We start from the raw sequence: 11,487 nt of genomic DNA on the forward strand, positions 1-11,487 counted from the left end.
ATCAGGCAAGATAGCGAATTGAGCAAAACAGTCGAGTCAAACAGACGAGCACGACAGGCGACATAGACAGTGAAGGTGCCAGGCGACGCTGAAGCCATTGGCATGTGCGTCGATGAAGAATGCGCCCGAGCCTTGGGCTCGGGCGCAGGGCGCTGTTAATCCCGGTTCATCGGGAACGCCAGGAAGCTGACGTTGGACATGTGCTGCAGAATGCGCACCACCTGGCAGCTGTAGCCGAACTCGTTGTCGTACCACACGTAGACAACAGCATTCTTGCCATCGGCGATGGTGGCCTTGGCATCGACGATACCGGCGTGGCGATTGCCCACGAAGTCGGACGAGACCACTTCCGTGGAATCCACGAAGTCGATCTGCTTCTGCATCGGTGAGTGAATGGCCATGCGCCGCAGGTAATCGTTGAGGGCCTCGGCGTCGGTTTGCTGATGAAGGTTCAGGTTCAGGATCGCCATCGACACGTTGGGGGTCGGTACGCGAATGGCGTTGCCGGTCAGCTTGCCGGTCAGCTCCGGCAGTGCCTTGGCGACGGCCTTGGCGGCGCCGGTCTCGGTCAGCACCATGTTGAGCGGTGCACTGCGGCCGCGACGATCACCCTTGTGATAATTGTCGATCAGGTTCTGATCGTTGGTGTAGGAGTGCACGGTCTCGACATGGCCATGCTCGATGCCGAACTTATCGTTCAGCGCCTTGAGCACCGGCACGATGGCGTTGGTGGTACAGGACGCCGCCGATACGATGCGATCTTCGCGCGCGATATCGGTGTGGTTGATGCCATATACCACGTTCTTGACATCGCCCTTGCCCGGCGCGGTCAGCAGCGCCTTGGACACCCCCTTGCAGGCCAGGTGCTGCCCCAGGCCTTCCTCATCACGCCACATGCCGGTGTTATCCACCACGATGGCGTTGTCGATGCCGTAGGTGGTGTAATCGATCTCGCTGGGCTCGTTGGCGTAAATCACCTTGATGTAGTTGCCATTGACGACCAGCGCACTGCTGTCGTGATCGACGCTGATGGTGCCGGAGAAAGGCCCGTGCACGGAGTCGCGACGCAGAAGGCTGGCCCGCTTCTCGAGATCCTTGGCCAGGTCGCCGCGCCCCCGCACTACGATGGCCCGCAGGCGCAGCAGGTTACCGCCGCCAGCCTTTTCGACCAGGATGCGCGCCAGGATGCGGCCGATACGCCCGAAGCCGTAGAGCACCACGTCCTTGGGTTCGCCGTTGCCCTTCACCTTGCAGTGCGCGCCGACGATTTCGGCAAGTTCGCGCTCCAGGAAGGAGGTCACATCCTCGGCGTCACTGTGCTTGTAAGCCACCGCCAGCTTGCCGATATCGACGTGAGCGGGCCCCAGGTTCAGCTCGGTCATCGCCTTGACCAGCGGGAAGGTATCCTGCACGGAAAGCTCGGTGCCCTCGACCTTCTTGACGAAGCGATGGTCCTTGAGGATGCGAATCACCGACTGGTTGATCAGCGAACGGCCGAACAGCGAGGTCACGATGTTGTACTGACGATACAGCTTGCCCAGCAGCGGGATCATTTCCTCGGCCAAGGCCTCGTTGTTCTGCCATTCCTCAAAGACGGTATCGAGCATCTGCTGACTCACGTAGGGCCTCTCTTGATGAGCATGGCGATGAGATGGCGGGTGGCAAGCCTCTCATCGCCGGTAGCCGTAGCTGCTCGTCGCTACTGATGGATAGCCGACCATTGTTGGCGACGGATATACAGCTACAGATGAATAGGTGGGCGATGCGCCGATACGAAAGACGTATCGACAAAAAGATGGAGGCATTATCCGAGTCGGCGGCAATGACCGCAATTACTGGATAGTCGCAGGCGCTGTAAGGCAATTACAGGAATGGCGACTTGACTACAAACCTGAAATAGGCAGGTGGCCGACTCCCCTTCCGAAGTGGCGCCTGGCCCGCTAGAGTGGAGCGCCTATGGACGCGTTCCACGCGCCTTCACCCATTCCGGTTGCCATCAAGACGACACCATGCCGCATTTTTCACCGCTCGACCCGCCTCGCCCACAAGGAGTGCGCGATACGCTCTATTGGCAGGCCCCGCAAGGCAGCGCCTCACCGCTTGCCCTGGCGCGGCTGGCCGATGATGCGCCCTTGATGATCATCACCGCCGACACCGCCAGTGCCCAGCGCCTGGAAGACGATCTGCGCTTCTTCGCCAAGGTGCCGGTCATGCCCTTCCCCGACTGGGAGACCCTGCCCTACGACAGCTTCTCCCCCCATCAGGACATCGTCTCGTCACGCCTTCGCACGCTAAGGGGCCTGCAGCAGGCCAGCGAAGGCATCGTGATCGTGCCGATCAACACCCTGATGCAGCGCCTTCCGCCTACCGAGTACATCGCCGGCCAGGTGTTGACGCTCAAGGTCGGCATGACGATCGATCGCGAGGCCTTTCGTGACACGCTTTCCAGGGCCGGTTATCGAGCGGTGGAAACCGTCTACGAACCCGGCGAGTACGCCTTGCGCGGCGCCCTGATCGATCTTTTCCCGATGGGCAGCGATGCGCCGCTGCGCCTGGACCTGTTCGACAACGAACTCGACACCCTGCGTCACTTCAACCCGGACACCCAGCGTAGCGAAGATAAGGTCGAGGCCGTCGAACTGCTGCCGGCCCACGAGTATCCGCTGACCCGCTCGGCCATTGCCTGCTTCCGCGAAGGCTTCGAGACACTGTTCGACGTCGATCCGCGTCAGTGCCCGCTCTACAACGACGCCCTCAAGGCGATTCCTTCTCCCGGCCTCGAGCAGTACCTGCCGCTGTTTTTCGAAGAAACCGCCACCCTCTTCGATCATATGGTGGAAGGCGCACGGGTAGCCCTGCTGCCTGACGTCTTCGAGGCCGCCGAGCATCACTGGGCGTCGATCGAGAGCCGCTACGAGAACCTGGGGGTCGACCCCACACGCCCGCTGCTACCTCCTCACCGAGCCTTCGTGCCGGTGGCCGAGGTCTTTGCGGCCATCAAGCAGTCGCCTCGGGTGCAACTGGTCAGCGAAGAACATCCGCATGCGCGGCTCAGCAACGCTTCGCTTCCGCCCTCGGTGACCGTCAATGCGCGCGCCCAGCAGCCGCTGGCCGCCCTGTCGCGGTATCTTGAAGCTGAACCGAAGACACGGATGCTGTTCGTTGCCGAGTCCCGTGGTCGTCGCGAAGCACTGGAGGAGACGCTCGCCCCCCTGGGGCTGCGCCTGCCCCATGTCGATGGCTGGGAGGATTTCCTCGCCACCGATCACCAGCGAGCGATTACTGAAGGCGCCCTGGATGCGGGCCTCGCCATCGATGAGCCAGGGATTGCGGTCATCACCGAGACCGAGCTCTATGGTGAGGTGGTGCGCCAGAGTCGCCGCCGCGAAAAGGCCACCGACGACAGCGAACTGGCGATACGTCATCTCTCCGAACTGCATCCCGGTTCTCCGGTGGTCCACCACGCGCATGGTGTCGGTCGCTACCTGGGACTGGAGACGATCGAGGCCGGGGGCCAGGCCGCCGAATTCATGGCGCTGGAGTACGCCGATGGCGCCCGCCTCTACGTGCCGGTCGACAGCCTGCACCTGATCTCCCGCTACGCAGGCGCCAGCGATGAACTGGCCCCGCTGCACAAGCTGGGTTCCGATCAGTGGGAAAAGGCCAGAAAGAAGGCCGCCGAGAAGGTTCGCGACACCGCAGCGGAACTGCTCGACGTCTACGCGCGTCGCGAGGCACGAGAAGGCTTCGCCTGCGACCTGCCGGAAGCCGAATATGCCCGCTTTGCCGCCAGCTTCCCCTTCGAGGAAACCCCGGATCAGCGCGCCGCCATCGAGGCGGTGATCGGCGACATGACCGCCCCGCGCCCGATGGATCGCGTGGTCTGCGGCGACGTCGGCTTCGGTAAGACCGAAGTCGCCATGCGCGCCGCCTTCCTGGCCGTCAATGCGGGTCGCCAGGTGGTGGTACTAGTGCCCACCACCCTGCTCGCTCAGCAGCACTACGACAACTTCCGCGACCGCTTCGCCGATACGGCGGTGCAGATCGAACTGATCTCCCGCTTCACCGGCGGCAAGAGCCAGGACAAGACCCTGGAGCGCATTCAGGAAGGACGCGCCGATATCGTGATCGGAACCCACAAATTGCTGTCCAAGAGCATGAAGCTGCCCAAGATGGGGTTGCTGGTCATCGACGAGGAGCATCGTTTCGGGGTATCCCAGAAGGAACGCCTCAAGAGTCTGCGCGCTGAGGTCGATATTCTGACGCTCACCGCCACGCCCATCCCGCGGACACTCAACATGGCCATGAGCGGCATGCGCGACCTGTCGATCATCGCCACACCGCCGGCCAAGCGCCTGTCGGTGAAGACCTTCGTCCAGCAGCGCAACGAGCCGGTGATCAAGGAAGCCATCCTGCGCGAGATTCTGCGCGGCGGTCAGGTCTATGTGCTGCACAATGAGGTCAAGACCATCGAGACCACCGCCGAGCATGTCCGCGAATTGGTGCCCGAGGCCAGGGTCGGTGTCGCACACGGCCAGCTGCCCGAACGAAGCTTGGAGCGGGTGATGTCGGATTTCTACCACAAGCGCTTCAATGTGCTGGTTTGCTCGACGATCATCGAGACCGGCATCGATGTTCCCAGCGCCAATACCATCGTCATCGAGCGGGCCGACAAGTTCGGCCTGGCGCAGCTGCACCAGCTGCGCGGCCGAGTCGGGCGCAGCCATCATCAGGCTTACGCCTACCTGCTGACGCCGCCGCCGCGTAATATGACCAAGGATGCCATCAAGCGCCTGGAGGCGATCAGCGAGGCGGAGGATCTGGGCGCTGGCTTCACGCTGGCCAGTCACGACATGGAGATCCGCGGTGCGGGCGAACTGCTCGGCGATGAGCAGAGCGGCCAGATCGAGACCATCGGCTACAGCCTGTACATGCAGATGCTGGACCGGGCCGTGAAGGCCATTCGCGCCGGCAAGACCCCCAATATCGAGGCGCCGCTGGACGACGGCGTGGAGATCAAGCTCAATCTGCCAGCGCTGATCCCCGATGACTACCTGCATGATGTGCAGCAGCGCCTGGTGATGTATAAACGCATCGCCAGCGCCGAAACCGCCGCCGAGCTCAAGGAACTTCAGGTAGAACTGATCGACCGCTTCGGCTTGCTGCCGGCACCGCTCAAGACCCTGCTGCGCCAGACGCGGTTACGTCATCGAGCAGAACAGCTAGGCATCACCCGGCTTGAAGCCGGCGAACAACGTGGACGGGTCGTCTTTGGCTCAGGTACCGCGGTCGACCCGATGACCCTGGTCACGCTGATCCAGAAGGATCCCGTCCACTATCGCCTCGACGGCGCCGACACCCTGCGCTTCGAGGCCGATATGGCCAATGAGGAGGCCCGCTTCCAAGCGGTGGAAGGCCTGCTCGAACGACTCAACCGCAAGACTGAGGCGGCCTAGGCACTCCTGCCCGGCCGAAATCATGATGAGCAACGTAATGATGGCAAGATCACACCACCCCGGCGCCGCAGGACCAGAGCGCACCGCCCACTGGCGACTGACGCTGGCAAGCGTACTGATGGCTCTGCCGCTGGCGCTGCTGGCATTTAACGCCCAGGCCTCTGATGAGCCAGCCGCTAGCGAAGCGGCAAGCGAAAAGGCCGCCAGCGAGGCTGAATGGCCTCAGGGTCACTATCCGCTGCCTGAAGAGGGTGACATTGTCGGTGAGACCAGCACGGTGATCGCCGAGAAGTCGGACACTCTGCTCGACATCGGCCGGGAACATGGCATTGGCTATGAAGAAATGCGCCGTGCCAATCCGGACGTCAACGTCTGGTACCCCGGAGAAGGCACCGAGCTGGTGATTCCTTCACGCTTCATCCTGCCGCCCGGTCCCCGCGAAGGCGTCGTGGTGAATGTTGCCGAAATGCGCATCTACTTCTTCCCGAAGCCCAAGGACGGCGAGACACCCCACGTCGAAACCTACCCGGTGAGCGTGGGCCGGATGGACTGGAAGACGCCGCTGGGCACCACCTCGATCACCCAGATGATCAAGAACCCTGCTTGGTATCCGCCCCAGTCGATCATCAAGGAGCATGCCGAGGACGGCCGCGGCAATCTGCCAAGCGTGGTACCTGCGGGCCCTGACAACCCCTTGGGCTCGCGCAAGATGCGCCTCAACATCCCGGGCTATCTGATTCACGGCACCAATCGTCCGGACGGTATCGGCATGCGCGTCACCCATGGCTGCATTCGCATGCTGCCGGAAGACGTGGAAGCGCTCTTCGAGAAGGTCGACGTCGGCACCAAGGTCCGCCTGATCAACGAGCCCTTCAAGCTGGGCTGGTCTGAGGGCACGCTTTACGTACAGGCTTACCCGTACCTGGATGAAGAGGACGGCACCACCGTCGAGCGCATCACCAATGCGCTGTCCCAGGTAGACGAGGCCGTGGAAGGGCTCGACTACCCTGTCGACTATGCTCGCCTGCGCGACGTGGTCGAAGTGCCCGGCGGCCTGCCGGTGGCGCTGGAATACACCACTCCTCCCGAGCACGAGCGTCAGCGCAAGACGCTCTACGACCGCCTGGAGCTGATTGCAGCCGAGACGAGCGTGGATGTGCAAGCGGCACAGGCTCTGCTCGAGCAGAGTTAACGCTACCGGGCAAGGCCGCCAGAGGCGCAGCCTTGCCCCAAAGCGCATGTGATATGACTGATGGCCCCGCTGAGTGCGAGGCTTTTTATTCACCGCCAGCGCCGCTGACCGACGCGATGACGGCTAACGTGATGACGACTAACAGGATGAACGGGCACATTCGACTGCCGCCGGCCCTACAGGCGTACTGAGTGATCTTTTACGCCCAGAAACGACAAAGGCCCTGTCAGATGGCAGGGCCTTTGCGTTACAAACGGAGTCGCCTAAGCGGCCCCGTTCTGCGACTGCATGCTTACTTGCGCATGGAGCGCTCGAACATGCGGTCCATAGCCTGACGGTTTTCCTGGGCCATCTGCATGGCAGCCTGGGCGTCGCGCTGGGCTTGGTTGGCAGTGTTCAGTGCACGGTTAGCAGTGCTGTTGGCCTGAGCGGCATCCGCCTTGGCTTCCTGCGCAGTCGTACGTACTTCTTCCAGAGCACCGGTAGAGGCACAACCGGCCAACACGGCCAGAGAGGCAGCAGCGGCAGTCAGCTTCAGGGTGTTAGTGATGGACTTCGACATGGTGTTCTCCTTGAGGGTCTTCCTTGGTTCGATCGGGCATACCTGATCTTGCTCAGGCCCCTGCTCGTTTCTATTCGATGCAGGGCGCTGCCGCGACAGGTCGACTTTGGCAAGCCAGAGCCGTTAGGTCAATCGCCATTTCATTATAGACACAACTTGTTGTCTATACAGAAGAACAGCGACTTCCGCTCATGAAGATTAGCGGATCACTACGCGCGTGCCAATGGTCACCATGTCGGCAAGGTGGTCAATTTGCGAATTGGTGACGGCCACACAACCCTGCGTCCAGTTGAAACGGCGATGAATCTCGGGATCCGCCTCCCCAAGACCATGGATACCGATATAGCCGCCCAGCACAGTATTCTGCGGGGGCTCTCCCGTTCGACGAAGATCGCTCATGAAGTCACCATATTCACGAGCCGTCATCATACCGGCTTCCCATGCTTCACGGGCATGCTCTGCGGTGGGAAAGTCAATCCCCAGGAAAATGTGAAAATCACTGTCAAACTTGACGCGGTTGATGTGAAACACACCTGACGGGGTCGAGCTGTCACCCTGGTGACGAAGCCGCTTCACGCCGCCCCGCCCCACCGATACCGGCGCGAATCGCTCGAGCATCTGCTCGCCGCGATAGATGCGTAGACTCGACGAGGATTGGTCAATCAGAAGCCAAAGTTCATGTGGCCCGGGGTTCAGAAACACCGGGCTCTGCGTGGCCCCCAAGGCAGTGCTGAGCGGCAGCAGCATCAGAGCAAGGAGGAAAATCAATCGGGGCATAAGGAGGCTCGTGATACGAATGGCTGAAGAACCGGAATCAGAGGGTTCTACCGGATTCTACCGCCAATGACAACGCCGACCGGTCGCTGTGCATGAAATCATCACACCAGCGCTCATAATCGCCAATGGGCAGTGCCGGCGAATACAGGAACCCCTGAGCCTGATCGCAGCCCAACTGGACAAGAATGTCGTGCTGCCCGCGCGTTTCCACGCCTTCGGCCGTCACGACCAACCCAAGGGCATGGCCCATATCGATCATGCAGCCCAACAACTTGCGCGCATGGACGTCACTTTCCAGATCCATGACAAAAACACGATCGAGCTTTAGGCCGCTCAGGGGCAGGTGGCGCAGATACTGAAAAGAAGAAAAGCCGGTGCCAAAGTCATCGATACTAACGCCCACGCCCAGGTCACGAATGGCGCGGATCGACCGGCTGCCATCCTTGATGTCAGCCATGAGGGCACTCTCGGTGATCTCGACCTCCAGCCGCGAGGCAGGCACCGCCTCCTGACTGATCAACGCCCTCAGCATTTCGATGAAGTCGTTATCAAGAAGGTTGCGCGCCGACACATTGATGCTGACCCCGCCTGGCACGTGAGCTGCCATGGTCAGCGCCTGCTCGGTGACAAAGCGGGTTACCGGCGTAATCAAGGTGGTTTTCTCGACCTTGGGCATGAAGTGCCCGGGATAGATCAGTTGACCATCCTCCTGTCGCCAGCGAATCAGCCCCTCGCAGCCACAGACGCTATTATCCGCCAGAGATATCTTGGGCTGAAAGTGGAGCTCGAACTGATTGTTTTCCAGACCGTGACGCACCCGGGAGATCAGCCATATCGCCTGCATCGTCCGCTTGCGGTAGGCCGGCACATAGGCGCTGCAACTCCGTTGCTGATTGGAGGCCTCAAACATGGCCACCCGCGCTTCATGAATCAGCTGGCGCGCATTCTGGGTGCCTGGCGTCGACAGCGTGTATCCGAGTATTAGCTGCGCTCGCATTGGCATCTGCTGAATCACCAGGTTTTCTTCGCCTGCACTCAGCACGTCTTGCGCCACCTTCGCGAGCACCTCATGGTCCGCACTGTTGAGCAGCACCATCAATTCAGGCCCGTTGAACCGGTAGATTCTAGCCCGGCCATTCACCACACGACCCAGTCGCTGGCCGATCGCCGACACCAGTTCATCGGACGCATCGGCACCGAGCGTCTCCAGCAAATCGACGATGTCGGTGATCCTCACCACCATCAACCCGAGAGCCTGTCCCGAATTCCCTTCCAAACCTTTGCTCAAGTCCTCTTCAAGGGCTAGATAGTTGGGCAGCCCAGATCGCGAGTCGATGTAAGACGCATGAAGGGAGTGCCTCTTGGCCGAGTGCAAGCGCTGAAACATAACGCCCGCTACTCCACCCAGCACCAGATAGAGCCCCAGACGAACCAGCCAGTTCGCAGGCGTCTGGAGTTCGCTGGTGGCGACATCCAATGGCATGAAAGCCAATAACAGGCTCACCGCACAGGCACTCACCAGGGCGCCCGCGAGCTGATACCAGGCCGCTGCGAGGATCACCGGGATTAACATCAGATAAGGATAAGCGTAGGCCGTGCCACCGGTGAAATAGACAATCAGCCACCCCACAGCCACCAATACCGCCAAGACCGTCAGCCGCAAAGCATGCTGTGCTGTTGCCGACAATTCGAGCCATTGCTTATGGATACTGGCTGGGCGTGTCATCTGATGAGGCAGTATTGATTGAGACATTCCTTGTCGCTCTTTTGGCCTGGAACAGCCCCCCACTGGCGACGACTAGCCACCAAACATGCGAGGGTCATACTGGATATCGACAACTTCTAATCTGAACTTTAATCACGGAACGTCTCGGAGTCCGGCATGGCCGCACAGGTCGTGCCGGAAGCGCCCAGGGTGTAGGCTATGGCCAATTCCGAGCATCTAGCTCGGAGACGAGATGGAGTTCACCTTGCTGGATGCTTTGCTTGCCCCTGGATACCTGATGGTGGTGCTGGCGACCCTGCTGACCGTTGTGCTGTGCGTGCTGCTGCACTACGAGGTATCGATGGCCCTGAGTCGCCGGATGGAGCGCTCCACCCGCTCGCAGCGCCAGCGCTTCCTGACGCTGATCTTCGGCCTTCTCTTGACACACATTGCCGAGATCTGGGCCTTCGCCGCCGCCATGAGCTTACTGCTGCAGATTCCCAGCACCGGCGACGTCATCGGCATCAACGCCCCACGGTTCCTGGATTTCGTCTACCTTTCGGCGACCAATTTCACCACCCTGGGCTATGGCGACATGGTGCCCACCGGCCCCATCCGCTTCGTGATGGGCACAGAGGCACTGACCGGCTTCGTGCTGATCACCTGGTCGGCATCACTGACGTTTTTGGAAATGCAGAAGCACTGGCGCACCAACCACAACGACTAGGGCGTTGCGGCTAGCTGGCCAACCGGTCGGTCGCCTCCCCTTGACGGCCGCCCGCATAGGCGCTGCACATGCAGCATGGCCATTGCTCAAGAGTTCTTACTGGGTGAGTTCTTACTGGATAAGTGCTTACAGGGCGAGTTCTCGCACAAGGGACCTTGCAGGCCAGCTCAGCGCGATCCCGGAGCGCCCAACAGCAGGTCGCTATCGATAGCCACGAAGGTCGTGGCGGCCTGAATCAGCGTATCCGCCGTCAAGGCTGGCACGCCGTAGACATCGACGCTTACGCCGTGACGCTCGCGCATGCGGCTAACCAGCAGGTCGAAGTCGCCGTCACCGGACACCAGCACGACATGCTCGACATGGGCGGCCGCCTCGATGGCGTCGAGTGCGATACCCACGTCCCAATCGCCCTTGGCGGAGCCATCCCGGCGCTGAATGAAGGGCTTGAGCTTCACGTCGAAGCCGATGTTGCGCAGGATGCCCTGAAACTGACGCTGCCGGGCATCGCCACGGTCGACCGCATAGGCATTGGCGATCACCACTTCGCCAAGCGCGGTGAGACGCGCCCAGAAGGCGTGATAGTCGAAGTGGCGCCCGAAGGCCTGGCGAGTGGTGTAGTAGACGTTTTGCACGTCTACAAAAACGGCGACGCGAGGCGCGTCGCCTGACGATGCGGCCATTGGCGGCCCTCATTCTTCAGTGCATCGTGGCGGGGACTTCCAGCTCTTCGCTTTCTTCCTGCCATAGTTTGCTGCGAGTGATGGCATGGTCGATCATCTCGCGCGCGACTTCGAAACGGCTCTGGCGCAGCAGCTCGCCGGCTTCCTCGGAAAAGTTGATGCGCAGCAGCGGCTCGCCTTCGCCCTCGGCGTGGCGCAGCACGATCTCACCGTCGTTGAGTTCGACGATTTCCAGAACAGCGGTATCGGACATTCTGGATGGACCCTCCAGCTAATGGGGCAATAAAAAACGACCACGGCGATCATCCATGGTCGTTGTCGATGGGCCTAGATTACCATCATAGGGGCCGAGACGTCATCTGAGATTCCGCCTGTCGCGCTGAAGCAC

General features: G+C 61.0%; 9 protein-coding genes. 3 read left to right on the forward strand and 6 right to left on the reverse strand.

Features of this window, described 5'->3' with window-relative positions:
* Positions 1 to 155 precede the first annotated feature (155 nt).
* The gene (locus BCL93_RS08045; RefSeq protein ID WP_112054770.1) at positions 156 to 1,619 is read right to left on the reverse strand and encodes a glyceraldehyde-3-phosphate dehydrogenase; all 1,464 of its coding nucleotides are present in this window, start codon (positions 1,617 to 1,619) and stop codon (positions 156 to 158) included.
* Between the two features lie 390 nt (positions 1,620 to 2,009).
* On the opposite strand from BCL93_RS08045, the gene mfd reads away from it, so the two are divergent.
* Both mfd and BCL93_RS08060 read left to right on the forward strand, forming a co-directional pair.
* A complete protein-coding gene (mfd, locus tag BCL93_RS08055; RefSeq protein ID WP_112054772.1) occupies positions 2,010 to 5,456 on the forward strand; it encodes a transcription-repair coupling factor in 3,447 nt (1,148 codons plus the stop codon).
* A gap of 37 nt (positions 5,457 to 5,493) precedes the next feature.
* Positions 5,494 to 6,648, forward strand: a complete 1,155-nt coding sequence (locus BCL93_RS08060) for a L,D-transpeptidase family protein (RefSeq protein WP_258396130.1) — start codon at positions 5,494 to 5,496, stop codon at positions 6,646 to 6,648.
* A gap of 292 nt (positions 6,649 to 6,940) precedes the next feature.
* On the opposite strand, the gene BCL93_RS08065 is transcribed toward BCL93_RS08060, so the two are convergent.
* From BCL93_RS08065 to BCL93_RS08075, 3 genes are all read right to left on the reverse strand, one after another.
* Positions 6,941 to 7,210 (reverse strand): Lpp/OprI family alanine-zipper lipoprotein, encoded by a 270-nt coding sequence (locus tag BCL93_RS08065; RefSeq protein ID WP_112054773.1) that lies wholly within the window; start codon positions 7,208 to 7,210, stop codon positions 6,941 to 6,943.
* Between the two features lie 198 nt (positions 7,211 to 7,408).
* The gene (locus BCL93_RS08070) at positions 7,409 to 7,987 is read right to left on the reverse strand and encodes a L,D-transpeptidase family protein (protein ID WP_112054774.1); all 579 of its coding nucleotides are present in this window, start codon (positions 7,985 to 7,987) and stop codon (positions 7,409 to 7,411) included.
* Between the two features lie 37 nt (positions 7,988 to 8,024).
* Positions 8,025 to 9,713: a putative bifunctional diguanylate cyclase/phosphodiesterase gene (locus BCL93_RS08075; RefSeq protein WP_181463064.1), complete on the reverse strand. Its 1,689-nt coding sequence runs from the start codon at positions 9,711 to 9,713 to the stop codon at positions 8,025 to 8,027.
* 232 nt (positions 9,714 to 9,945) lie between these two features.
* Here BCL93_RS08075 and BCL93_RS08080 point away from each other — a divergent pair, with 232 nt between their 5' ends.
* Positions 9,946 to 10,419, forward strand: a complete 474-nt coding sequence (locus BCL93_RS08080) for a potassium channel family protein (protein WP_112054776.1) — start codon at positions 9,946 to 9,948, stop codon at positions 10,417 to 10,419.
* Between the two features lie 167 nt (positions 10,420 to 10,586).
* Here the strand turns inward: BCL93_RS08080 and BCL93_RS08085 are convergent, their stop codons facing one another.
* Together BCL93_RS08085 and BCL93_RS08090 are read right to left on the reverse strand one after the other, a co-directional pair.
* Positions 10,587 to 11,099 (reverse strand): NYN domain-containing protein, encoded by a 513-nt coding sequence (locus tag BCL93_RS08085; RefSeq protein WP_112054777.1) that lies wholly within the window; start codon positions 11,097 to 11,099, stop codon positions 10,587 to 10,589.
* A gap of 16 nt (positions 11,100 to 11,115) precedes the next feature.
* Positions 11,116 to 11,352 (reverse strand): hypothetical protein, encoded by a 237-nt coding sequence (locus tag BCL93_RS08090; RefSeq protein WP_092524247.1) that lies wholly within the window; start codon positions 11,350 to 11,352, stop codon positions 11,116 to 11,118.
* Between the last annotated feature and the right edge of the window lie 135 nt (positions 11,353 to 11,487).

The sequence above is a fragment of the Onishia taeanensis genome, from assembly GCF_003268885.1.
In the GTDB taxonomy this organism is placed as follows: Bacteria; Pseudomonadota; Gammaproteobacteria; order Pseudomonadales; family Halomonadaceae; genus Onishia; species Onishia taeanensis_A.

Bases quoted from the DNA above. Each gene is read 5' to 3' on its own strand.
- mfd (WP_112054772.1), top strand. From the start codon at position 2,010: ATGCCGCATTTTTCACCGCTCGACCCGCCTCGCCCACAAGGAGTGCGC.
- BCL93_RS08065 (WP_112054773.1), bottom strand. From the start codon at position 7,210: ATGTCGAAGTCCATCACTAACACCCTGAAGCTGACTGCCGCTGCTGCC.
- BCL93_RS08070 (WP_112054774.1), bottom strand. From the start codon at position 7,987: ATGCCCCGATTGATTTTCCTCCTTGCTCTGATGCTGCTGCCGCTCAGC.
- BCL93_RS08080 (WP_112054776.1), top strand. From the start codon at position 9,946: ATGGAGTTCACCTTGCTGGATGCTTTGCTTGCCCCTGGATACCTGATG.
- BCL93_RS08085 (WP_112054777.1), bottom strand. From the start codon at position 11,099: ATGGCCGCATCGTCAGGCGACGCGCCTCGCGTCGCCGTTTTTGTAGAC.
- BCL93_RS08075 (WP_181463064.1), bottom strand. From the start codon at position 9,713: ATGACACGCCCAGCCAGTATCCATAAGCAATGGCTCGAATTGTCGGCA.
- BCL93_RS08090 (WP_092524247.1), bottom strand. From the start codon at position 11,352: ATGTCCGATACCGCTGTTCTGGAAATCGTCGAACTCAACGACGGTGAG.
- BCL93_RS08060 (WP_258396130.1), top strand. From the start codon at position 5,494: ATGATGGCAAGATCACACCACCCCGGCGCCGCAGGACCAGAGCGCACC.